Origin of the sequence: Actinacidiphila cocklensis (assembly GCF_907177275.1) — a bacterium.
Classification (GTDB): Bacteria; Actinomycetota; Actinomycetes; order Streptomycetales; family Streptomycetaceae; genus Actinacidiphila; species Actinacidiphila cocklensis.
The window spans coordinates 1-21,973 of sequence record NZ_CAJSLV010000071.1; the positions used below are offsets into that span (position 1 = coordinate 1).

General features: G+C 71.9%; 28 protein-coding genes and 1 pseudogene. 5 read left to right on the plus strand and 24 right to left on the minus strand.

Annotated elements, in window-relative coordinates:
* The 5 genes and pseudogenes from NFU81_RS41025 to NFU81_RS26345 form a co-directional block, all read right to left on the minus strand.
* Positions 1-275 (minus strand): annotated as a pseudogene (locus NFU81_RS41025) (hypothetical protein); the annotation flags it as partial.
* A 52-nt stretch (positions 276-327) separates the two neighbouring features.
* Positions 328-735, minus strand: a complete 408-nt coding sequence (locus NFU81_RS26330) for a cytochrome c oxidase subunit 4 (RefSeq protein ID WP_251494624.1) — start codon at positions 733-735, stop codon at positions 328-330.
* Positions 732-2,450 carry an aa3-type cytochrome oxidase subunit I gene (ctaD, locus tag NFU81_RS26335; protein ID WP_251494627.1) on the minus strand — a complete coding sequence of 573 codons (1,719 nt, stop codon included), beginning with the start codon at positions 2,448-2,450 and terminating at the stop codon, positions 732-734. The genes NFU81_RS26330 and ctaD overlap by 4 nt, the downstream gene beginning before the upstream one ends.
* The gene (gene qcrB / locus NFU81_RS26340) at positions 2,447-4,078 is read right to left on the minus strand and encodes a cytochrome bc1 complex cytochrome b subunit (RefSeq protein ID WP_251494631.1); all 1,632 of its coding nucleotides are present in this window, start codon (positions 4,076-4,078) and stop codon (positions 2,447-2,449) included. Before qcrB ends, ctaD begins: the two co-directional genes overlap by 4 nt.
* Before the next feature lie 503 nt (positions 4,079-4,581).
* Complete coding sequence (locus NFU81_RS26345; RefSeq protein WP_251494646.1) at positions 4,582-5,031, minus strand: SRPBCC family protein; 450 nt, start codon at positions 5,029-5,031, stop codon at positions 4,582-4,584.
* Positions 5,032-5,326: 295 nt separating this feature from the next.
* On the opposite strand from NFU81_RS26345, the gene NFU81_RS26350 reads away from it, so the two are divergent.
* Positions 5,327-6,571 carry a PP2C family protein-serine/threonine phosphatase gene (locus NFU81_RS26350; RefSeq protein ID WP_251494799.1) on the plus strand — a complete coding sequence of 415 codons (1,245 nt, stop codon included), beginning with the start codon at positions 5,327-5,329 and terminating at the stop codon, positions 6,569-6,571.
* Between the two features lie 61 nt (positions 6,572-6,632).
* Here the strand turns inward: NFU81_RS26350 and NFU81_RS26355 are convergent, their stop codons facing one another.
* Positions 6,633-7,175: a GNAT family N-acetyltransferase gene (locus NFU81_RS26355; protein ID WP_251494649.1), complete on the minus strand. Its 543-nt coding sequence runs from the start codon at positions 7,173-7,175 to the stop codon at positions 6,633-6,635.
* Positions 7,176-7,314: 139 nt separating this feature from the next.
* Between NFU81_RS26355 and NFU81_RS26360 the strand changes: the two genes are divergently transcribed.
* From NFU81_RS26360 to NFU81_RS26370, 3 genes are all read left to right on the plus strand, one after another.
* Positions 7,315-7,638 (plus strand): plasmid stabilization protein, encoded by a 324-nt coding sequence (locus NFU81_RS26360; protein WP_251494652.1) that lies wholly within the window; start codon positions 7,315-7,317, stop codon positions 7,636-7,638.
* 52 nt (positions 7,639-7,690) lie between these two features.
* Complete coding sequence (locus NFU81_RS26365) at positions 7,691-8,722, plus strand: SDR family NAD(P)-dependent oxidoreductase (protein ID WP_251494655.1); 1,032 nt, start codon at positions 7,691-7,693, stop codon at positions 8,720-8,722.
* A gap of 66 nt (positions 8,723-8,788) precedes the next feature.
* On the plus strand, positions 8,789-9,346 hold the full coding sequence (locus NFU81_RS26370) for a type 1 glutamine amidotransferase domain-containing protein (protein WP_251494658.1): 558 nt from the start codon (positions 8,789-8,791) through the stop codon (positions 9,344-9,346).
* A 378-nt stretch (positions 9,347-9,724) separates the two neighbouring features.
* Here the strand turns inward: NFU81_RS26370 and NFU81_RS26375 are convergent, their stop codons facing one another.
* The 13 genes from NFU81_RS26375 to NFU81_RS26435 form a co-directional block, all read right to left on the minus strand.
* Complete coding sequence (locus tag NFU81_RS26375) at positions 9,725-10,009, minus strand: gas vesicle protein K (RefSeq protein WP_251494661.1); 285 nt, start codon at positions 10,007-10,009, stop codon at positions 9,725-9,727.
* Positions 10,006-10,236, minus strand: coding sequence for a gas vesicle protein (locus NFU81_RS26380; RefSeq protein WP_251494664.1), 231 nt, complete (start codon positions 10,234-10,236; stop codon positions 10,006-10,008). The genes NFU81_RS26375 and NFU81_RS26380 overlap by 4 nt, the downstream gene beginning before the upstream one ends.
* The gene (locus NFU81_RS26385) at positions 10,233-11,084 is read right to left on the minus strand and encodes a GvpL/GvpF family gas vesicle protein (protein ID WP_251494667.1); all 852 of its coding nucleotides are present in this window, start codon (positions 11,082-11,084) and stop codon (positions 10,233-10,235) included. Before NFU81_RS26385 ends, NFU81_RS26380 begins: the two co-directional genes overlap by 4 nt.
* Entirely contained in the window at positions 11,081-11,437 is a 357-nt protein-coding gene (locus tag NFU81_RS26390; RefSeq protein ID WP_251494670.1) for a gas vesicle protein, read from the minus strand. The genes NFU81_RS26385 and NFU81_RS26390 overlap by 4 nt, the downstream gene beginning before the upstream one ends.
* Positions 11,434-12,450, minus strand: coding sequence for an SRPBCC family protein (locus tag NFU81_RS26395; protein WP_251494673.1), 1,017 nt, complete (start codon positions 12,448-12,450; stop codon positions 11,434-11,436). The genes NFU81_RS26390 and NFU81_RS26395 overlap by 4 nt, the downstream gene beginning before the upstream one ends.
* 6 nt (positions 12,451-12,456) lie before the next feature.
* Positions 12,457-13,059 (minus strand): hypothetical protein, encoded by a 603-nt coding sequence (locus NFU81_RS26400; protein ID WP_251494676.1) that lies wholly within the window; start codon positions 13,057-13,059, stop codon positions 12,457-12,459.
* 32 nt (positions 13,060-13,091) lie between these two features.
* Entirely contained in the window at positions 13,092-13,328 is a 237-nt protein-coding gene (locus NFU81_RS26405; protein WP_251494679.1) for a gas vesicle protein GvpG, read from the minus strand.
* A 1-nt stretch (position 13,329) separates the two neighbouring features.
* Positions 13,330-14,058: a GvpL/GvpF family gas vesicle protein gene (locus NFU81_RS26410; RefSeq protein ID WP_251494682.1), complete on the minus strand. Its 729-nt coding sequence runs from the start codon at positions 14,056-14,058 to the stop codon at positions 13,330-13,332.
* Positions 14,059-14,064: 6 nt separating this feature from the next.
* Positions 14,065-14,538 (minus strand): gas vesicle protein GvpJ, encoded by a 474-nt coding sequence (gene gvpJ, locus NFU81_RS26415; protein WP_251494685.1) that lies wholly within the window; start codon positions 14,536-14,538, stop codon positions 14,065-14,067.
* Between the two features lie 55 nt (positions 14,539-14,593).
* Positions 14,594-14,917 carry a gas vesicle protein GvpO gene (gene gvpO, locus NFU81_RS26420; protein WP_251494688.1) on the minus strand — a complete coding sequence of 108 codons (324 nt, stop codon included), beginning with the start codon at positions 14,915-14,917 and terminating at the stop codon, positions 14,594-14,596.
* 188 nt (positions 14,918-15,105) lie between these two features.
* Positions 15,106-16,035 carry a Rieske (2Fe-2S) protein gene (locus NFU81_RS26425; protein WP_251494691.1) on the minus strand — a complete coding sequence of 310 codons (930 nt, stop codon included), beginning with the start codon at positions 16,033-16,035 and terminating at the stop codon, positions 15,106-15,108.
* 123 nt (positions 16,036-16,158) lie between these two features.
* Entirely contained in the window at positions 16,159-16,341 is a 183-nt protein-coding gene (locus NFU81_RS26430) for a hypothetical protein (RefSeq protein ID WP_251494694.1), read from the minus strand.
* A 17-nt stretch (positions 16,342-16,358) separates the two neighbouring features.
* Complete coding sequence (locus NFU81_RS26435; RefSeq protein WP_251494697.1) at positions 16,359-16,487, minus strand: LPFR motif small protein; 129 nt, start codon at positions 16,485-16,487, stop codon at positions 16,359-16,361.
* 236 nt (positions 16,488-16,723) lie between these two features.
* Here NFU81_RS26435 and NFU81_RS26440 point away from each other — a divergent pair, with 236 nt between their 5' ends.
* The gene (locus NFU81_RS26440) at positions 16,724-17,914 is read left to right on the plus strand and encodes a zinc-dependent alcohol dehydrogenase (protein WP_251494699.1); all 1,191 of its coding nucleotides are present in this window, start codon (positions 16,724-16,726) and stop codon (positions 17,912-17,914) included.
* Between the two features lie 18 nt (positions 17,915-17,932).
* Here the strand turns inward: NFU81_RS26440 and NFU81_RS26445 are convergent, their stop codons facing one another.
* The 5 genes from NFU81_RS26445 to NFU81_RS26465 form a co-directional block, all read right to left on the minus strand.
* On the minus strand, positions 17,933-18,640 hold the full coding sequence (locus tag NFU81_RS26445; protein ID WP_251494701.1) for an HAD family hydrolase: 708 nt from the start codon (positions 18,638-18,640) through the stop codon (positions 17,933-17,935).
* A 198-nt stretch (positions 18,641-18,838) separates the two neighbouring features.
* Positions 18,839-19,837 carry an iron-containing redox enzyme family protein gene (locus NFU81_RS26450; RefSeq protein WP_251494703.1) on the minus strand — a complete coding sequence of 333 codons (999 nt, stop codon included), beginning with the start codon at positions 19,835-19,837 and terminating at the stop codon, positions 18,839-18,841.
* Positions 19,834-20,010 (minus strand): CDGSH iron-sulfur domain-containing protein, encoded by a 177-nt coding sequence (locus NFU81_RS26455; protein WP_251494802.1) that lies wholly within the window; start codon positions 20,008-20,010, stop codon positions 19,834-19,836. Before NFU81_RS26455 ends, NFU81_RS26450 begins: the two co-directional genes overlap by 4 nt.
* Positions 20,011-20,062: 52 nt before the next feature.
* The gene (locus tag NFU81_RS26460; RefSeq protein WP_422665294.1) at positions 20,063-20,761 is read right to left on the minus strand and encodes a HemK2/MTQ2 family protein methyltransferase; all 699 of its coding nucleotides are present in this window, start codon (positions 20,759-20,761) and stop codon (positions 20,063-20,065) included.
* A 232-nt stretch (positions 20,762-20,993) separates the two neighbouring features.
* Positions 20,994-21,956, minus strand: a complete 963-nt coding sequence (locus tag NFU81_RS26465; RefSeq protein ID WP_251494707.1) for a TIGR03557 family F420-dependent LLM class oxidoreductase — start codon at positions 21,954-21,956, stop codon at positions 20,994-20,996.
* Positions 21,957-21,973 lie beyond the last annotated feature (17 nt).

A 21,973-nucleotide genomic window follows, 5' to 3' on the forward strand; every position in this document is an offset into this window, starting at 1 on the left:
CCGGTGTCGCGGTGGGCGCGGCGGTGTCGGCCGGCCGCCGCGGCGGGTGACGCCGCCGGTACACAGGGCCTGCGTCTTGCCTGCTCGCAGGCCCAGGATCGCGCCGTGCCCGAGCTGCCGGCCGCAGCCCTGACCGGCCGCAGTAGGTCGGCCGCGACCCGCAGGCCGTCCACAAGACCGGCGTGCGCCGCTTCCCCGTTCTCCGCCCTGACGACCACCACGTCGGGGCGGACCACGCGCAGTTCGGCCGCAAGCCAGGGCCGGCACGCTGTCATCTCCTTCAGCGACGACGGCTCACGGATGCGGCGCCCGCCCTGGCGGCAGGTATCAGCGGCAGTCCGCCGCCTCGGCGCGGTGGGCGTACTGGAAGACCAGGCCTCCGACGCCGGCGGTGATGATGCCGAAGCCGATCAGGAAGAGCCAGAGCCCGTAGACGATGCCCACGGCGCTGACGGCCGCTCCGAAACCCGTGATCACCGGGTAGGGGCTGTGCGGGGGGAAGAAGTCGATGGGGCCGCTGCGGTCGGAGATCTCGCCCTGGCGGTCGTCCTCGGGCCGTGCGCCCTTCCTGCGGTAGTTCTGGGTGAAGAAGAAGCAGATGAGCGACGACATGAGGAAGGCGACCGCCAGCGCTGCGGTGCCGGCCGGCTCCAGGTCGGACCACCACCCATAACCCACACCGGTGACCAGGAAGAACGCGGCCACGCCGCCGAAGAGAAACGCCTCGGTCCTCATCCGGCGCTCTCCCGGTGCGTGCCGGGTGCCGGCCGGCGGGGCGGTGTGGTGGACGGGGGGAGCACCGCGGCCTCGGGGTGGTTCAGGTCGAAGGCGGGTGAGTCGGATCTGATCCGTGGCAGCGTGTGGAAGTTGTGCCGCGGTGGCGGACACGACGTCGCCCACTCCAGCGAGCGCCCGAAGCCCCAGGGGTCGTCCACCTCGACCCTGGGCGCGTACCAGGCGGTCTTCCACACGTTGTAGAGGAAGGGCAGGCTGGACAGACCCAGCAGGAAGGCACCGATGGAGGAGACGGTGTTGAGGGTGGTGAGACCGTCGGCGGCCAGGTAGTCGGCATAGCGGCGGGGCATGCCCTGCTCGCCGATCCAGTGCTGGACCAGGAAGGTGGTCTGGAAGCCGACGAAGAGTGTCCAGAAGTGGATACGGCCCAGGCGCTCGTCGAGCATCCGGCCGGTCCACTTCGGCCACCAGAAGTAGAAGCCCGCGAACATCGCGAAGACCACGGTGCCGAACAGCACGTAGTGCAGGTGGGCCACGACGAAGTAGCTGTCGGTGACGTGGAAGTCGAGCGGGGGTGAGGCGAGCAGGACCCCGCTCAGACCACCGAGCAGGAACGTGACCAGGAAGCCGATCGACCAGAGCATGGGGGTTTCGAAGGACAGGCTGCCGTGCCACAGGGTTCCGACCCAGTTGAAGAACTTCACGCCGGTGGGCACGGCGATCAGGAACGACATCAGGGAGAAGAACGGCAGCAGTACGGCCCCGGTGGCGAACATGTGGTGCGCCCACACCGCCGCCGACAGCATCGTGATGGCGATGGTGGCACCGACCATGCCGATGTAGCCGAAGACCGGCTTGCGGCTGAAGACCGGAATGACCTCGGTGATGATGCCGAAGAAGGGCAGCGCGACGATGTAGACCTCGGGGTGCCCGAAGAACCAGAACAGGTGCTGCCACAGGATCGCGCCACCATTGGCGGGGTCGAGGACGTGGGCGCCGAACTTTCGGTCGGCCTCCAGGGCGAACAGCAGGGCGGTCAGAACGGGGAAGGCCAGCAGTGCCAGGATCGAGGTGAGCAGGATGTTCCAGGTGAAGATGGGCATTCGGAACATCGTCATGCCCGGGGCGCGCAGGCACACGACGGTCGCGATGAAGTTCACCGAGCCCAGGGTGGTACTCAGGCCGGTCAGGACCAGCCCCATGGCCCACAGGTCGCCCCCCGCGCCGGGTGAGTGGACGGCGCTGTTGAGCGGGGCGTAGGCGAACCAGCCGAATGCCGCCGCGCCGCCGGGCACGACGAAGCCGGAGACGACGATGATCCCACCGAAGAGGTACAGCCAGTAAGTCAGCGCGTTCAGCCGCGGGAAGGCCACGTCGGGGGCGCCGATCTGCAGCGGCATCACGGCGTTGGCGAACCCTGCGAAGGTGGGAGTGGCGAACAGCAGCATCATGATGGTGCCGTGGATGGTGACCATCTGGTTGTACTGCGAGTTGCTCCACAGCTGCAGTCCCGGCCGGGCAAGTTCGGCCCGCATGCCCATGGCGAGCAGCCCGGCGAAGAGGAAGAAGCAGAACGCGGTCACCAGATACATCGCGCCGATGACCTTGTGGTCGGTGGTGGTGACATATCCCAGCAGCCGGCGCCCGAACGGGCTTCCCTGGTCCACGCCGACCGTCGGCTCCGGCACCGCTGCCCGGCTGTCGGTCCGCGTCATGGTGTCTTCCGTTCTGGTTGGGCCAGCACTTCCTCGATGTGGCGCCGCTGCTCCGGTGTGGCCGGCAGGGCCACCCGGTGCCGGAAATACCAGCTGTTCAGGGCCGCCCTCAACCGCTGGCGGCGCCGGGCGCCCGGACCCGGGGGCGGCTCAGGGGCCGGCAGGTCCCGTACCAGGAAGCGGTACAGCCGCCGGGGATCGGTGGGGGCGTGGCCGGGCCCCATGGCGCCGTGCACCTCCTGGGTCACCTCGCCGGTCTCCTCACCCTGCGTGAGAACCTGCCGCTCATGTGACTGCAGCGCGAGGCACAGCCGTTTGGTGACCGCGAACGCCACCACCGGGAAGACGAAGAACCCCACCCGGAAGAGCCACGTCAGCGTGTTGACGGACAGGCGGAAGGAGAAGGCCGTGACGTCGTTGCCGCCCGCCGCCAGCAGGACCGCGTAGGCGACGACGGCAGCCACCCCGAAGGCGGTCCGTACCGGCACGTCACGCGGACGGTCGCACAGGTGCCGCTCCCCCCGGTCGCCGGTGACCCACCGTTCGAAGAGCGGATAGCAGAAGAGCAGCGCGAACAGCACCCCGGGCAGCACCACCGTCGGCAGGAAGACGTTCCACATGACCGTGTGGCCGGCCGCCGACGTCTCCCAGCGGGGCGTGAGGCGCATCGCCCCTTCCAGGAACCCCACGTACCAGTCCGGTTGCGCGCCGGTGCTCACCTGGTCAGGACGGAACGGGCCGTAGGCCCAGACCGGGTTGATCTGCGCCACCGCCCCCAGTGCGGCTAGCAACGCCGTGACGAGGAAGAACAGACCGCTCGACTTCGCGACGAAGTGCGGGAACATCGGCTGGCCGACCACATTGCCGTTCGTCCGGCCGGGACCGCTCCACTGGGTGTGCTTGAGGTAGACCACCAGGATCAGGTGCAGGGTGACCAGGGCAATCAGGGCTCCGGGCACGAACAGCACGTGCATGATGTACAGCCGCTGGTTGAGCAGGTGGCCGGGGAAGGATCCGTCCCACAGGAAGAAGGCCAGATATGTACCCACGACGGGGATCGACATCACGATGGTGTGGGCGGTCCGCAGTCCCGTGCCCGACAGCAGGTCGTCGGGCAGCGAGTAGCCGCAGAAGCCTTCGAGCAGTGCGAGCATGAAGAGCAGGATGCCGATCATCCAGTTGGCCTCGCGCGGCCGGCGAAAGGATCCGGTGAAGAAGATCCGCAGCATGTGCACGCCGATCGCGGCGACGAAGAGCAGCGCCGCCCAGTGGTGCATCTGCCGTAGCAGCAGGCCTCCGCGGATCTCGAAGCTGATGTGCACCGTCGAGTCGTACGCCGCGGACACCGGCAGCCCAACGAGCGGCACGTAACTCCCCTGATAGGGAGCCTGCTTCGTACCCGGCTCGAAGAACAGCGTCAGCCAGGTGCCGGTGAGGAGAAGCACCACGAAGCTGTAGAGGGCGATCTCGCCGAGCAGGAAGCTCCAGTGGTCGGGGAACGCCTTGCGCAGCAGCACCTTTGCGGACTCGGCCACCGGCAGCCGCCGGTCCGCCACCGTGAAGCCTGTCCGGACCGCCTCCCGAACCAAGGCGTGCGCCCGCTCTCGTCGCCTGCGGAACAGGAGCATGCCTCACCACTTTCGACTTCACTGGAGTCGCAGGGCCACCGTCTGCGCTACACCCCACCGCAGACGCCCGCTCAGAGGCTCCATCTACACGTTCTTGAAGGGGACTCCACCCGATCGGACGCACCAGGCGTGCCCGAGGCCGGCCGCCGGCCTCCGGTGAGGCGGGTCGTGGCGGGGTGGTCGGCGCGGCGGGGGGTTGCGCGCTGCCTTCGCCATCGTCGCCGCCTGCGCCGCGTGGAGGAGCCCGTAGCCGAAGCTGTCCGCTCCCGCACCATGGGCCTCGCCGGCCAGCGACGCCGGCATACGGCTCCCGCAAGCCGGGCGGCCAGCCCCTTGACGGCGGCGCGGACGTCCGGGTCCGGGTCCTGCCGCCGCAGGCGGGCCACCTACGCGGGAAGCCGCCGGGCCGGTGGCGGGCAATCGGACACATCGATCCGGCCCGGCCGCCCGGGCGCGCCGGGCCGGCCGGGCCGGTGGATACGAGGGGGTCGGACCTGCTCCGGTCAGACCTGTCCTCGCCAGGCCCCGGACTCGAAGCCGCGGGACTCGATGTACTGCTTGAACCGCTTGAGGTCGCCCTTGGCCTGCCGGCGGACGAAGCCGAGCTTGTCGCCGACGGTCTCGGCGATGCCCTGCGGGTCGTGCTCCAACTGCAGCATGACCTTGGTGCGGGTGTCGTCGAGCCGGTGGAAGGTGACCACTCCGGCCTGACGGGCCTCGCCCTCCACGGTCGTCCACGCGACCCGCTCGTCCGGGATCTGCTCGGTGATCTCCGCATCGAACTCGCGCTTGGCGCCACCGATCGACGTCACCCAGTGGGTGAGGGTGGGCGTGCGCTGCTCGATGCGCTCGACGCCTTCCATGAACTGCGGGAAGTCCTCGAACTGCGTCCACTGGTTGTACGCGGTCGTCACCGGTACCTGGACCTCGACCGATTCCTCGACGACGGACATGTCCACGTTCCTTCCTGTCGTTCTGGATCCGTACCTGAGGCCGCGTGCCCGGGAAACACCGATCGACACAACCCCGGCCGGAGGGACCCGGAGACACCGCCCGACAGGCCGTCAGGTCGGCACCGTCACCGCGGCCGACGCCGTTTCGGGCACACGTGCTGCGGCGGTGACCGCACCGGCGCAGTGGATCTGATCCCGATCATTCCTTTTGTGGTTGTCTGGAAGGAGGTGGTGGGGTCGGCGCGGAAGGCGGGAGCGCAGCGTGGGCCAGGACAGGGATGCGGGCGGGCGGGCGATGCTCGCAGGGCTGCTGGACGCCAGTCACCTGATGCCGGTGGAAGCTCTCGCGGACAAGACCGCGGAGGAGGTCCGTGCGGCGGGGTTCAGCGAAGTGCTCATCTACGTCGCGGATCTCACCGCCAGAGGCCTGCACCTGCTGCCGGGCCGCCGGGGAGCGGGGGCGCAGGGCGAGCCCGCCATCGCGATCGACGGTACGGCGGCCGGAAGGGCCTTCCAGTACGGCGACCTCGTCCCGGCCGCACCGGCGGACGCGAGCGGTGCCCACTGGTGGGTGCCGCTGGTGGACGGCACCGAGCGGGTCGGGGTGCTGCGCGTCACTTCGCGGAACGACGACGCCCGCGCCCGCCAGGACGCCAACCGGCTGGCCGCGCTGCTGGCGCTGATCATCGTGGGCAAGCAGGAGTCCAGCGACACCCTGGCCCGGCTGATGCGGAACGAGCCGATGACCGTCGCCGCCGAGATGCAGTGGAACCTGATGCCGCAGCGGACCTACGCCGACGGGCGGGTCGTGATCGCCGCGTCCATGGAACCGGCCTACGAGATCAGCGGCGACGCCTACGAATACGCCCTGGACGGTCCGCTGGTCCACCTGACCATCTTCGACGCGATGGGTCACGACACCGCGGCGGGCCTGTGCGCCGGGCTGGCACTGGGGGCCTGCCGCAACGCGCGTCGGCAGGGCGCCGACCTGATCAGCAAGGGCGAGGCGGTGGAGGCCGCCCTGATCGGGCAGTACGGCCGGGAACGATACGTCACCGGGATCCTGGCCACCCTCGACACGCGGAGCGGTCTGCTCGCTTGGATCAACCGCGGGCATCTGCCGCCGATCCTCATCCGCGACAACCGCTGGACCAGCCACCTGGACTGCACGCCGGCTCATCCCATGGGCACCGACCTCGGTCTGGACACCACGGTCTGCCGCGCGCAGTTGCAACCCGGGGACCGCATCGTCCTGTTCACCGACGGCATCACCGAGGCCCGCCGCCCGGGTGGGGCCGAATTCGGCCGGGACCGCTTCACCGACTTCCTCATCCGCCACCACGCCGACGGCCTCCCGCTCCCGGAGACCTTGCGCCGGCTCGTCCACGCCGTGCTCGACTACCACCAGGGACGGCTTCAGGACGATGCCACCGTCCTGATGTGCGAGTGGCTGGGTGCGTCGTCGGACGACACCGCGCCGGCCGCCGCTCTGACCGGTCTTCCCGACACCACCACTCCGTCGGCAGGCAGGCGATCGTGAGCTGCGCCCTGCCTGTCCGCAGAGCTGCGGCCCGGCCTCCGGCTGCAGGAAGGCCGCGCGGTCAGCTTCCCGCCGCGTAGCAGCGCACCGTGACGGTCTGCTGCGGGCTCCACCGCTGCTCGACGGTGCCGAGCAGTTCCCAGCCGAGGCGCTCGTACAGCGCCACGGCCGAACTGTCGGAGGCCACGACGTCCAGCACGGGGTGCAGACCGTGCTCCCGGGCCTCCGCCACCACCTGCGCCATCAGGAGAGCTCCGATCCCGTGGCCGCGGGCGGCCAGAGCGACGAACAGCCGGCCGACGACCGCCGCCTCGCCGGCGCCCGCTCCCCCGCGGCGGTTCCACAGGGCGGCAGCGGCGTCACCCTCCTCACTCCGGGACAGCCCGGCGTGGCCGACGACGCGCCCGTCCAGCTCGGCAACCCATGCCGCGAGCTGCGCGGGCGGCGCCAACCACTGGGCGGGGCGGTCCGGCCAGTTCACCGGATAGCCGTCGCCCCTGTGGACCTCGCCAAGACTCCTGACGCAGGCGTCGAGGTCGGCGTCGGTCCTCCGGCGCACCCGGGGGCTCTCGGCGATGCTTTTCGGGGCGTTGCCACGGCTCATCCGGCCAAGTAAACACCGCCTGCCCTGGCCGGACGTGTGTGCGTGCGTGCGCGGCACAGCAATGGGCAGGCGCAGCAGGGACACGCCCGCGGCCAGGGAAGCGGGTGCGGTCCGTCCACGGCTCAGAGAGGCGACCACCATGCCCAGGGGATCGAGCGCCAAGCGCGAGCGGCAGTACGAGCACATCAAGGACAGCGCCAAGGAGCGCGGCGAGTCCGACAAGCGGGCGGAGGAGATCGCCGCGCGCACGGTGAACAAGGAGCGTGCCCGGTCCGGTGAGTCCAGGACCGCGAGCCGCACCTCGACCCAGGACATGTCCTCGTCCAAGCGTGGCGGGCAGCGCTCCCACTCCGGCTCGCAGGGGCCGACGAAGGACCAGCTCTACAACGAGGCCAGGCAGCGCAACATCAAGGGCCGCTCCCAGATGAGCAAGTCCGAACTGAGCAAGGCGCTCGGCCGCTGACGGGCACGCCGTCGCCGCCGGCCCGGAACGGAACGCCTGAGGAGGAACCGCCGTGCTCGGACTGTTCACACCGTCCAGGAAGCAGTCTCTGACAGGTCTGTCAGCAGTGGTGACCGGCGGTTCGCGCGGGCTCGGCCTGGTCATCGCCGAGCAGCTGGTCCTGCGAAGGTGCGCCGTGACCATCGCCGCGCGCGACGGGGAGGAGCTGGACAGGGCGCGCGAGTACCTGACGCGCGGCCGCACCGGAGCCGCCGTGCGGACCGTGCGATGCGATGTGACCGAGCGTAGCCAGGTGTCCGCCCTGATGGGGGAGGCGGCGCAGGCGCAAGGCGGCCTGGACGTGGTCGTGGCGAACGCCGGAATCATCCAGGTCGCGCCGCTGGACGCACTGGGTCCCGAGGACTTCGCGTCGGCGTCCGGCACGATCTTCATGGGTTCGGTGCACACCGCCCTGGAGGCGTTGCCCTGGCTACGGCGCAGCCCGGCCGGAGGGCGCCTCGCGCTGGTCGGCTCGGTGGGCGGCCTGGTCGCCGCACCGCACCTGCTGCCGTACTCGTGCGCCAAGTTCGCGGTGGCGGGGCTGGCCGAGGGGTTGCACGCGGAGTTGGCAGGCAGCAGCGTGAGCGTCACCGCCGTGCATCCCGGGCTGATGCGGACCGGCTCGCACCTGGCTGCCGAGTTCGGCGGGCAACACCGGCGGGAGTTCGGATGGTTCTCGGCTGCGGCCGGCAGCCCGCTGCTGTCGATGGACGCCCGCAGGGCCGCCGCGCGGATCGTCACGGCGGTCGAGCGTCGCAGGACCCGTATCGTGCTCACGCCCGCCGCGAAAGCCGCGGACCTCGGCCGTGGAGTGGCCCCCGTGCTCACCACGAAGCTCACCGGGCTCATGTCCCGTGCCCTGCCCTCCGCGCCCTTCGAGGGCGACGCCTCCCCGATGACGCCGGGTCGCGAAGTGGAGGAGGAAGCGGACCAGGGCCTGCCTCCCGTGTGGCGCCGGCTCCGGACCTGGGGCAGCGCCCTCAACGACCGGGCGTCGGCACGGCTGAACCAGCGCGGCCCGCGGCCCGGTCACACCGCAGGGTGACCTCGCCGCATACGGGCAGCGCTCGCGGGTACCCGTAGACGACCACAGCCAGGAAAGGAGCAGCCCATGGCAGGGAACGATCTCCAGGGGCGCAGGGTCCTCACGGTGGTGACCAACTACGGAGTCGAGCAGGACGAGCTGGTCGTGCCCGTCGAACGCCTCCGCGACAAGGGTGCCCATGTCGATGTGGCAGCCGTGTCGGAGGAGCCGGTGCAGACGCTTGTGGGCGACAAGGACCCGGGCCGCTCAGTCGATCCGGATACCACCATCGACGCGGCCGACACCACCTCGTACGACCTGCTGCTGGTGCCGGGCGGCGCGCTGAACGCCGACCACCTGCGGATGGAGCGTACGGCCGTCGCGGCGGTCCGCGCCTTCGCGGACTCCGGGCGCCCGGTCGCGGCGATCTGCCACGGCCCGTGGGCGCTGGTGGAGGCGGACGTGGTGCGCGGCAAGACCCTGACGTCCTACCCGTCGCTGCGCACGGACATCGGCAACGCCGGGGGTCAGTGGGCGGACCGCGCCGTCGTCAGCGACGCGGGCGGATGGACGCTCGTCACCTCCCGCACACCCGACGACCTCGACGACTTCCTGCGCGAGATCGGAGCGGCGCTGCGCGCCTGAAGGGCGCTCGAGCGGGGACGTCCGGATTCCGCTGTCCTGCGCCGTCTACGACACGGTCCTGCGGACCCGGGGAGCTGGGTTCAGACACGCGAAGGCGACACGAGATGGCGGGTCCTGGCCCCCGTCGCCAACCGTGCCGACGCCCTGCGCCTGTCCGTCACCGACGCCATGGACACGACGTGGACACCGCGCTGATGGCCACCCTGCTGTTCCACGCCTCCGTGGAACCCGCCGCGCCGGAGCGGACCTCGCCGAACAGGTGGGCCGAACCCACGAGACCCTCCTCGACCAGGGCGGCCGCCCCCACGGCCACCGGCCTGCTCGTGCGGATCGCACTCGACCGAAGCCGTGTCCGACTCGTCAATGCACCGGCCCGCCTCACCAGGGATTTTCTGCCAGAAGCGGTCCCAGGGGGCCGAGGTGGAGGTTGAGGTCCTCGCGGCGCAGGTCGTGGTGGGCGCAGAGGTCGGTCATGGCCTGGTCGAGGTGCATCAGGGCGGTCCCCAGGCGCTCCTCCTGCTCGGGGGTGAGGTCGGCCTGGTCGAGGCGGCGGACGGCCTGGCGTTCGAGCAGCTGGCGGATCAGCTCGATCAGGGTGAGCACCAGGGAGACCAGGTCACGGGCGGCGTTGTCGGCGTCGAGGTCGACGCGGCTGCCGGTCACAGCGGTCCTCCGTCGCCCCAGGGGGCGGGAACGCGTTCGCTGACCGAAGCGAGCAGGGCGTGCAGGGAGAGCCGGACGAGCGGCACGTCGGCGATGGCGATGACGAGGTCGCCGCTGATGACGACTCCGGTGGCGAGGACCCGGTCGAGCAGGTCGACGAGGGGCACACCGAGCGGCGCACCGCTGTCGGGACCCAGCCATGGGACGACATCGCTGCCGGCGGTCACAGCCCCGTCCCCTCGCCGGAACGGGTGAAGGAGTACGGCACCCACGGCCCGGACACCTCGATGTGGACGTCGAGTCCGGTGTGGGTGCCGTCGAGAGCACGGACGGCGGCGACCAGCTCGGCTGCCCTGGCGTCGTCCACGAGGTAAGCCGCGTTGAGCACCTGCGGCCGGTCCTTGCCGGTGATCTCGGTGCTGTGCGGTGTCCGGCGTACGGCGGCCACCGCGAAGGCCGCGGCGACCTCGTGGACGTGCCCTGCCACGCGCAGGACCGCCTCCTGGCGGGCTCGGCGGTCCCTTTCCCTGCCGCGTACCCGGGCCAGATACGCCGCTCCCGCGCCGGTCCCGACGGTCGCCGGGTCGGTGCCCTCGTCCGGGGCGGCCCTGGCGGGTTCGCTCGGCTCCACGTGGACCTTGACCGCCCATTCCGCGCGCCCTGTCACCCGGTCGAGCGCCGCGAGAAAGTGCGCCCGCTGGTCGGCGAGAGCGGCGACGGCCCGGTCGACGCCGGTGAAGAGGGTGGCCAGCGGCAGGGGGACAACCGGGCCGTCGGCGGCGGCCGCGGTGATCACCGCATGGTGGGTGCGGGCGCAGCGTTCGAGTTCGACCGGGTCGCTGAGCCGCCGGCGCAACGCCTCTTCTGTGAAGTCCGCGGCGGCCACCGGCTGGACGACGGCCTGCAGGCCGCCGCCCGGGAGTGCCAGCAGGCCGACGGGACCCCCTCCGGCATGGCCCGGACTCTCCGGCAGCCATTCCGGCGCGTCGTCTCTCCGCACAGCGAAGACGCAGGTGGCCGTCGCGTCCCCGCCCGCAGTGCCGGCGTGGGGCAGGCTCAGGTCTGTGGCGGTCATGCGCCCGCCTTGGCCCGGGTACGCCGCGGTGTGCCGGCCGGCCGGCCCTCCAGCTCGGCCAGCCGGCCGCGCAGATCCTCGTTCTCCCTGGCCAGTGCATTTTCCGCGGCGCGGGACGAGAGCGCGGGGTCGGTCTCCCACCAGTCGATACCGGCCTTCTTCGCCGTCTCCACGGATGAGATGAACAGCCGCAGCCGGATGGTGAGCAGCTCGATGTCCAGGAGTTCGATCTTGATGTCCCCTGCGATGACGATGCCCTTGTCCAGGATGCGTTCGAGGATGTCGGCGAGGTTCGCCGTGGAGGGCGTCGGGCTGTAGGTGCCGGCTGTCCCGGGGAAGTCGAGCGTGGTCATCTCCGGCTCCGCCGGCTCTTGCGAGGCTCGTCCTCTTCTTCGTCCTCGTCCTCTTCTTCCTCGTCGAGCTCCTCGTCCACGTCCTCGCCGTCCTCGCCGTCCTCGCCCTCGGCGTCCTCCTCGCCCTCACCGTCCTCCTCGTCCTGGTCGTACTCCTCGCCGTTCTCGTCGGTCTCGTCGTCCTCCAGGCCTTCCTCGTGGGAGCGCACGACCTCGCCGTCGCGGACCTCGCCGCGCCAGCCCTCCAGCTCCTCGTCCGCGTGGAGGGTGATGTGCCGCCCGAAGTGCTTGAGGTCGAGACGGAGCCGCCGGCCCTGCGCCCGCCACAGGTTGCCGGTCTTCTCGAAGAAGCCGGCGGGGCTGTACTCCACCACGACCAGGATCCGGGTCAGGCTGGGGCCGAGCTCGTGGAAGCTCACGCAGCCCGTCGTGCTGCCCTTGGCGCCCTCCGACGTCCACACGATCCGCTCGTCGGGGATCTGCTCCTGGATGGTCGCCTTCCAGCTACGGCTGGAGGGACCGACCTTGAGGTTCCAGGTGGTCTCGGTGTCGTCCTCCTGCGAGACCCCGCGCACGCCCTTGGTGAAGTCGCTGAAGTCCTCGAACTGCGTCCACTGGTCGTACGCCGTGCGCAGGGAGACCCCGACGTCGAGGGACTCGACGATGTTGACGGCCTTGACGTTGCCGCCCTTGCCGGCACCGCCTCCTCCGCCGCCTCCGAACGCGTCCTTGACCTTGCCGACCACCGAGTCCTTGGCGTCCTTCGTCTTCTGCCCGACCGCCGCCTTGAGCGGCGACTCGCCGTGCAGGACGCGGCTGCCGATGCCCAGCAGGCCGCCCGCGCCATCGCCCGTGCCTTCGGCCGCGTCGGACAGCCGGTCGGTCAGGCCCGACACCTTGTCGCTCGCCTTGTCGATCCACCCCTGCGTCATACCGGACAAGAAGTGGCCGAACTCCTCGCGGAGGTCGTCCAATCCCGTGGGAGCGCTCGACTTCTCCTTCTGCTTGGCCATGTCTGCCTACCTCCCGCGCCGGCTCGTCGTGGACCGCGACCGGCTCGGCGCGGTCTTCTTGGCCGCGGCCTTCTTGGCGGGCGCCGCCTTCCCGCGGGCGGCGGCCTTCTTCGCCGGGCCGGTCTTCTTGGCCGCAGCCTTCTTCGCGGGCGCCTTCTTCCGTTCCCTGGCGGGTGCCTGGCGGCGCTCGGAGGACTCCTCCTCCGGCTCGTCCGGCTCGTCCGGCTCGTCCGGCTCCTCCGACTCGTCCGGCTCCTCCGGCTCGTCCTCGTAGTCCTCGTCCTCCAGGTCCTCGCCCCCCGTGTCCTCGCGCCCGCGCTCGCGGAGGGTGTCGGCGAAGGCGGAGAAGCGGCGGTCGGCGGACGCGGAGGCCGCCGCTCGTGCCGCCTCGACGAGGTCTCCGCCGATCTGCTCGCGGAGCCCGGCCAGGTGGGGGGTCTCCCGGAGCTGGCGGACGCCTTCGGCGGCGAGGGACGCCGGGTTGAGTCCGAAGCGGCGGCCGGCGAGGAGGGTGCCGATGGCGAACGCCATCTTCGCCTTCCGCGTACGCCCGAGGACGTATCCGCCTGCCACTGCCGCGGCGATCGCGGTCCTGCACGTGCTGTTCATCAGCGAGCACCTTTCGAGGGGTGAGCCGTCGTCTACCGCCCGGGAGCGGGCCGTTCGAGCAGGTCGAGCAGCTGTTCTTCCGCGGCCTCGAACCGTTCGTCGTCGATCTCGCCCTCGTCGTAGGCACGGTGGAGGGCAGCCAGCCGTGCCCGCAGCACGGCAGGGTCGTACATCTCGGCAACCGCTGCGTCCTGCAGGACGCCGGTGATCCAGCTGACGCCCTGGACGGGGGCGAGCGGCAGGAACAGCAGGGCCTTGAGTACGCCCATGTCAGGCACCGGCGGGGGCGGGCAGTCCGGAGAAGCTGTAACAGGGCAGCGGTCCGGTCAGGCGGAGTTCGGCGCGGCCGGCGACCCGGTCGGCGGCGCCGTCGAAGGCGGCACGGCATTCGGCCACCCGGTCGGCGGCCACGAGGAAGGAGACGTTGAGGACGCAGCCCGGCACTTCGGGGCCTGCCTGCACCTCGTCGGCGAGTCCGCTGAGCACCGACGCCACCTGCTGCGCGGCGCCGACGGCCCGGCGCCGCAGCCCGGTCTCGACGGCCTCGCCGAGCCGGATGCTCACGTCGTATCCGGGACGCCGCCGGCTCTCCTGCCGCAGCCGCTGCAGGCGCGGGTCCTCGCGGACGAGGTCGGCGACCCCGGCTTCCACCGGCGAGGCCTTGAGGTTCATCTCGCAGCGGCCGGCCACCCGGTCCAGGGCCGCCGCGTAGCCGTGCGCGTCGGCGTGCAGCCTGCCGGTCACGGCCTCGTCGTCCGCGACGACGACGCCGAAGCGTGTGGGCAACAGCGGGCCGCCGGCGGCGAGCGCGAGCAGCACCTCCTGGTGGGCCTGCACATACCGGCGGCGGGCACGCAGGCCCTCGGGGGCGTCGCCGACCACGGCGGCCAGCCCGCCCGCAACCAGCTTGCGCAGCTTGCCCGGGGGGTCGCCGACGCCGCGGACGCCGCGGGGTACGGGCACCTCGGCCCGGGTCACTCCGTACAGATAGATGCTCACAGCTGCTCAGCCTTCGTCGTCGCGGTGCCGGGAGCGGGTGCGGCTCCCCGAACTGCGGGAGGCGGTACGGCGCCGGGGCTGCTTGTCGTCGTCCTCGTCGCGCTCATCGCGTTCGTCGTCCTCGTCGTCGTGTCCGTCGCCCATGCCGAGCGCGTCCTTGACCTTGCCGCCTACCGAGGTCGCGGCCTTCTTGGCGCCGACTCGGGCCGCAGAACCGGACGCGCCGCCGAACAGCTCCGGGACGGTCCTGCTCGTGGAGTCGTGGTCCAGGTCGAGCCTGTTGCAGATTTCCGCGAAGCGCAGATAGGTGTCGACGCTGGCCACGACGATGCGGGCGTCGACCTTCAGGATCTCGATCCCGACAAGGGACACCCGCAGGAAGACGTCGATGACGATGCCACGGTCGAGAATGAGGTCGAGGACGTCGTAGAGAGTGCCGGCGCGCGGAGCGCAGACGACTTCATCGGTTATGACGGTCACGGCGGCACGCTTCTTTCGGTCGGGGGGACTTCGCAGGGAGCACGAGCGGCTCGGGTCACGTGTCGACGGCGCCCCGTCGGTACCGGCGGACACGGCGGTAGCCGCGGAGCGTGCCGTCGTCGGCAAGGTCCACCTCGTAGGTCGCCAGCAGGCTCGTGGTGTCGGGGATGCGTGGGACCTCCACCACGTCCACGGCCACACGCCAGCCGTGGTCGTCTGCCGGTGTGACCTCCGAGCAGCCTTCGGTCTCGTGGCCGATCAGTTTGCTGAGACCGCGGGACGCGCGCAGGGCGGCGTCCTCGGCGCCCTTGACACGCGTGGCACGGCTGCCGCCGCGACCGGCGGTGGGCTTGGACGAGCGGGCACGCTGTTCTGCCATAACCCCAGCCTCAGGTGTCTCTCGGCAATCCGCACTCGTGAGTGGTCCACCCGGGGGCCGGGCGGGGCGGGATAGGGTCGGCGGGGGCGGCGCTGCGCATCGTGGAGCGCACGCAAGGGCGTCCACCTGACGGAGGTGGACGCCAAGCGGTGGTGACCGCCGCGGACCCCGGCGGCGAGCCGAACGGCTCAGTGGCGCACGGGCGGCGGGGTGCGCAGGCGTACGTACAGCCGGCCGTCGTCGACGCGGGTGTCGAAGGCCGGCTGGGGGGCGGTGGCGGGCCCGGTGGCGTTCCAGCCGTCGGCGAGACGGAAGGAGCTGCCGTGCCAGGGACACAGCAGGCAGCCGTCCTCGACGTGCCCCTGCGACAGCGGGCCGCCGTCATGGCTGCACACGTCGGCCAGCGCGCGGCAGGAGCCGTCGCCGTCGCGGACCACCGCGACCGCCACCTCCCCCACCATGCGGCGCACGGGCTGCTCGTGCGGAAAGTCCTCCAGCGGACCGACGGAGTGCCAGCCGGGCGGCACCAGATGGGGCACGGACTCGGCATGGTTCGCGCCGGCCGCCTGGCGGTAGGCCAGGTGGCCGCCCACCGCGGCGGCGGCGCCCATGGTGCACAGCCCTACGAGCGCGTAGGCCCGCCCGCGCAGGCCGTGGCCGGTGAGCCGCGCCGCGAAGGACGCCGTGTAGCAGGCGACGGCACTCACGTTGAGCGTGGCGTGCAGCAGGCCGACCCGCGCCTGCGGCCGTTCCAGCTCGGCCCAGTCGACGAGCCCGGCAACCGCGGCGGGCACGGCGCCGGCGAGCCCCACTCCGACGAGGAGCCCCGCGGCGCGGCCGCCGCCGGGCACGGTGTCCAGCACGGCTGCGGAGATCCAGGCGCCGACCGGGACCTCCACCAGCACCGGGTGCACCGGATGTCCCAGCCAGCGGCCGTGCAGGAGGTCCCTGCCCCTGCCCAGCGGAACCGCGCGCACCGCTTTCCTGAGCGCTTCCGCGAGACCGTCGAGTGACTCGGCCCGCTCGACACCGCTCATTAGCGCGAGGACGCGCCCGGGCTTCTCGGGGTCCGGCAGGACGCGCCGCAACAGCGTCCCAGCCGTCGATGATGTCTGCATCGGCCTTCACCTCTCTCCCGTTTCGACCATCGCACGGCCCCGCTCCCCCGGCGCGTCCGATTCGGCGCCGCGGGACCCCGGAAGGGGCAGGGCGTTCGCGCGCGGGCGGCCGCACGGGTGGTGTCAGCCGTCCCCGTCGCCGGAGCGGCCCGTCGCCGGGGCGGCCTCGTGCCGGTGTGTCCTCTCCGGCTTGCCGCCTGTGGTCTGCCGGCCGGCGGACCCGGGGCCGCCCTGGCCCTGCAGATCAGGTGTCACCACCGGCGGCGGCAGGTCGGGGGTCACGTGCGCCTCCCGGTACGCGCTCACCGTCTCACCCCGCCCCTTCAGTGGTGACCGTGCGCGGTGTCCGACGCACCGCCGAACAACCGTGCCAGGGCTCGGAAGGGCAACGTGACAACGGTCGCCACGGCCCCGCCGATCGATTTGAGAATGTCCGCAACGGCTCTCAACATGTGGGCTCCCTCGTTCCGGAAAAGGTCTTCGGCCGATCTGTCCTCGGCCGGCCCCCGACACCGTTCGCGTACCCGGCATGTGCAGGACCATGGGTCCTGCTGCCCTCCACAGGCGAGGCCCCAGGTCTGTTTCACGAACTATGTGCCGGGCACCCGCAGTGGAGGCCGCCGGAGTCCGGAGACGGGCCGAGCGGCCGGGAAGGCCGACACAGGCACGTCCGGAGGAAGGTGCAGGTATGCGCGCCACCGTATGGCACGGCAAGCGGGACGTCCGGGTGGAGCACGTCCCCGATCCACGCGTCGAGGAGGACACCGACGCCGTCATCCGCATCACGTCGTCCGGGCTGTGCGGCTCCGACCTGCACCTGTACGAGGTACTGACACCGTTCATGACGCCGGGGGACATCCTCGGGCACGAGCCGATGGGCATCGTGGAGGAGACCGGCAAGGCGGTGACGAACCTCAAGGCCGGCGACCGGGTGGTCGTCCCCTTCCAGATCGCCTGCGGAAGCTGCTGGATGTGCTCCCGCGGGCTCTTCACGCAGTGCGAGACCACGCAGGTCACCGAACACGGCATGGGTGCCCAGCTGTTCGGCTACACCAAGCTCTACGGGGCGGTGCCGGGCGCGCAGGCGGAGTATCTCCGGGTCCCGCAGGCGCAGTTCGGCCCGATCAAGGTGCCGCACGGCCCGGACGACGACCGCTTCGTGTACCTCTCGGACGTGCTGCCGACAGCCTGGCAGGCGGTGCAGTACGCCGACACGCCCAAGGGCGGCAGCCTCGTGGTGCTCGGGCTCGGCCCGATCGGCGCGATGTCCTGCCGGATCGCGAAACACCTCGGCGTCGGCACGGTCATCGGCATCGACCTGGTGCCGGAGCGGCTGGAGCGGGCGCGGACCGACGGCGTGACGGTGCTCGACCTGAGCGAGCACACCTCGCGGGACGCGCTGGTGGACGCCGTCAAGGACCTGACGGACGGGCGCGGCCCGGATGCGGTCATCGACGCGGTGGGCACAGAGGCGCACGGCAGCCAGGCCGCCCGCCTGGCGCAGAGCGCGGCCGGTCTGCTGCCCTCCTCGTGGGCGGAGAAGCTCATGCAGGTGGCCGGTGTCGACCGGATGGCCGCACTGGACCTGGCCATCGCGCTGGTGCGGCGCGGCGGCACCATCTCCGTCAGCGGTGTGTACGGCGGTGCGGCGGATCCGCTGCCGCTGCTCACGATGTTCGACAAGCAGATCCAGCTGCGCATGGGGCAGGCCAACGTGCGCCGGTGGACCGACGACATCCTGCCGCTGCTCACCGACGACGATCCGCTGGGCGTGGACGGTTTCGCCACGCACCATGTGCCGCTCGACGAGGCGCCGGACGCGTACGCGACGTTCCAGAAGAAGGAGGACGGCGCCATCAAGATGCTGTTCCGGCCCTGACCGGGGCTCGGCCGGCTGTCAGCGGGGGAGCTCCCCCGCTGACAGCCGGCCGAGCGGGCTGTCGTCGAGGTGGTCGAGGAGGTCGGCGGGCGAGCGGTAGACGCGCGCGGCGCCGGCGTCCAGCAGTTCCTCGCGGGAGAAGCCGCCGCCGGCGAGGACCCCCAGGCCCGTCACGCCGGCCATGCGGGCGGACTGCAGGTCCCACACCGCGTCCCCGACGAAGACGGCACGCTCGGCCGGGACGCCCGCCCGGTCGAGGGCCTGGCGCACGATGTCGGGCGCGGGCTTGCTGGACCCGACGTCGTCGGCGGTGGTGACCGCGTGGACGGCGTCGCCCGCGTCGAGTGCGCTGATCATCACATCGGCCTCCTTGCCCGACGCGGAGGAGGCGAGGACGACCCGCATGCCGCGGGCCGCGCAGGTGCGTACGAGGTCGGCGGCATGCTCCAGCGGGGAGAGGCGCGACCAGAACTGGGCGTAGAGCGCGTCGTGCGCCGCCGACAGGCCGCTGTCGCCCGAGCGGTCGCGGTCCTCGCCGGCAAGGGCGTCGAGCAGGTGGTCGCTGCCCATCCCGATGGCCCGCTGGATGTCGGTCATCCCGACGGTCCGCCCGCTCTGACGCAGCGCCTCCCACCACGCGACGGTGTGCAGCTGGACGGTGTCCATCAAGGTGCCGTCGATGTCGAAGAGCGCCGCGCTTGGGCCGGAAGGCCTGTCGCCTGCCATGTGCGCCTCCCTGGTTCGCCCGGTGTGCCGGGCCGTTTCCCGGCACACCGCTCTGTCCGCCGGGTACCCGTTGAGCAGGGCCGCATTCCCGTTCGGCATCCCGCGCCCGGGAACCCGGTGAGTCGGTAGTGGTGCCGGAAGGAGCGCGGTGAGCGTCGGCTCCTGCGCCTGCTGACGGTACGGACCGCAGCCTGCCGCTCAGCAGCGCAGCGCCGAGCGCCCGTCGCGCCAGGCGGCCAGCAGGTGGGATGACAGGCGGTCCTCGAGGAAGGTCGTGGCGTCCGCGCCGAAGGCGACGTCGGCGGACAGTGCGGGCTCGTCGGCGAGCAGGCCGTCGACGACCTGGTGCCGCACCACCTGCTCGTGCACCGCGTCGGCCTCGACGTGCTCGTCGTAGAAGTGCTGCGCCGCGCGCCCGGCGCCCACGCGGCGCAGCCCGGCGGCCAGGTGGCGTGAGGCGGGCGAGGAGGTGACCTCGACCCAGGCGAAGTGCCCGACCAGCGCGCCGCGCAGGTCGCGGTGGAGGCCGAGCAGCGACATCAGGTCGACCACCGCGAGCATCTGGGCCGGTGCCAGGTCCAGGTAGCGGCCGTACGAGGTGTCAAGGCCCAGGTCGGCCATGAGATCGGCGAACAGCCGCGCGTGCACCTGGTCGGCCCGGCCCGCGCCGAACTCGTCGTACTCGATCGCGGCCATCGCCGCCTTCGCCTGTCCGTGCAGCCGCGGGAGTACCCAGGCGTGCGGGTCGGCCTCCTTGAGGTGGTAGAGCGACCGCAGGGCGGCGTACTGACGGAAGTGGTCCAGGTCGCCGCGCCGCCTGAGGTGGTGGGAGACGGAGCCGGAGGGGTCGGCGGGCTCGGTGAGCAGTTCCGCGAAGACCTCCGCGGGGGTGCGCGGGCCGGGCACGTCCAGGCGCAGCGCGGTGAGGAAGCGGTCCTCCAGGGCGCGGCGCAGGGTCAGCAGGGCCGGGTCCCACTCGCGGTCGCCGCCGACACCGGCGAAACCGCGGTAGTGCAGCTCGTACAGCACGTACAGCGAGAGATGGAGGTCATCGCCGTACGGCTCGGCGTCCGCGGTACGCCGCCACAGGGCCGGGTCGGGCGCACGGGCGGTGCGCAGCGCATGCACAACGCCGTGGGAGAGCGGCCCGCGGGCCGTCGGCAGCACGGGGCCGGCGCGGCGGGCCGTCGCGGTCACCGCCCGCGGTCCTCTCCCCGGCCGCGTGATCGCGGAGGGCGCGCGCGGTGGCTGGTGTCGCACCACGGGTAGGCGGCACTGCGCCGGCAGGTGCAGACGGCGACGGCGAAGCGCCGCGACACGGCCACGGTGCCGTCCTCGGTGACGACCTCGACAGGGCCTTCCACCACCATGGGACCGTCGCGTTCGACGGTGATCCGGCGCGGTTGCGGGGACTCGGCGTACTCATCGGCGTTCTGCACGTATCACCACCAGCTCCTCCTGCTCGTCAGCGGCCGCCATCAGACCGCGGGCGCGCAGCCAGGGCAGCCGGGAGCGCAGCACCGGCCCGAGCGGGACGCGGGCGCGGCAGCCGACGCCGGCGGACAGGCCGAGGCCGGTCAGCAGGTCGACCGTGGCCTGCGTCCCGCTCATGGCGGAGTGCACCATCAGCAGGACGCCGCCGGGACGCAGCAGCTCCGCGGAAGCGGCGCACAGCGGGTCCAGCACCTGCCGGCCGTCGGGGCCGGCGTCCCACGCCCGTGCGCCCCGGTGCGCCGGGCCGGGGGGCGCGGGGACGTACGGCGGGTTGCTGACGACCACGTCGTAGGTGCGCCGGCTCGCGCGGCCTGGGGGGTGGCGGATGTCGCGCCGGTGCACCTCGATCGGGTGTCCGGCGCGCAGGGCGTTGAGGCGGGTCACCGCCACGGCACGCCACGAGATGTCGACGGCCTCGACGCAGCCGCCGAGGCGGGAGGCGTACAGCGCGAGCGCCCCGCTGCCGGTGCCGACATCCAGCACGTCGCTGCCCGGTACGACCTCGCGGCTCAGCGCGGCGGCCAGCAGGGCGGTGTCGGCCTGCGGACGGTAGACGCCCGGCAGGCGCCAGACCCGGTCGAGCGCAGGCGACGGGGGCGGCGTCGGGGCGGTGGAAGTCCGGTACAGCACGGCGGCTCCTGTGGTCTTGCGTGGGTCCCGGCACGGTCAGACGCGGTACTCGCCCAGCGCCTCGGGCACCTGCTCGGCCGGCAGCCGGGAGCAGGAGGCAGCGGGGCCGGGTACCAAGGGGCATATCCGGACAAGAGCCGATAATTCGTCCACATGGGTCATATCTCGCGGGTAACCGCAGCGCCGCGCACGAAACATCCGCGTGAGGCGGGCGGGCGCCGCGGGACGCTCACGCCGCATCCTGGAGCGCGGGCAGCACATGGCTGCGGTAGGCGTCGAAGAACTGCCGCTGGTCGGGGCCGACCTGCCCGACGTACACCTCGTCGAAGTCCGCCTCGGCGTAGGCGCGGATGGACGTCACGTGCTCGTCCGGATCGTCGCCGAAGGTGCCGGCCGCGGCGACGGTGTCCCGGTCGACGAGGGTGCGGGCCTGCTGGAAGTGCTCGGGTGTGGGCAGGATCTGGTTGATCTCGCCGGGCAGCTGCTCGGTGGCCCACAGCCGGTGCACGGTGTCCACCGCACGGTCGCGGTCGGTGTCCCAGCACACCTTCAGGCCGCCCACGGCGGGCTTGTCGCCTCCGCCGCCGCGCCGGAAGCCCGCCACCAGGTCGGCGTCGGGCCTCATGGTCACGAAGCCGTCGCCGACCCGGCCGGCCAGGGCCGCCGCCAGCGGGCCGAAGCCCGAGACGTACAGCGGCGGCGGCTCGTCGGGGAGGGTGTAGAGGCGGGCGTTCTCCACGGTGTAGTGCGCCCCGCGGTGGGTGACCTGCTCGCCGGTGAAGAGTTTGCGGATGACCTGCACCGCCTCCTCCAGCATCTGCATCCGGACCGGCGCGTCCGGCCAGGTTTCGCCGGTGATGTGCTCGTTCAGTGCCTCGCCGGTGCCGATGCCGAAGCGGAAACCGCCCTCGAGCATGGCTGCGGAGGTCGCCGCGGCCTGCGCGTTGACCGCGGGGTGGACGCGTACCGTCGGGCAGGTCACCAGCGTGGTCACCGGCAGCGACGTGACCTGCGAGAGCGCGCCGATCACCGACCAGACGAAGGCGCTCTCGCCCTGCTCGTCGGTCCACGGATGGTAGTGGTCGGAGATCGCCAGCGCCGTGAAGCCGGCCTGCTCCGCCATCCGCGCCTGTTCGAGCAGTTCCCGCGGGGTGAACTCCTCGCAGGACAGGAAGTAGCCGTAATGCGTCATCGGGGGCCTCCTTCGGG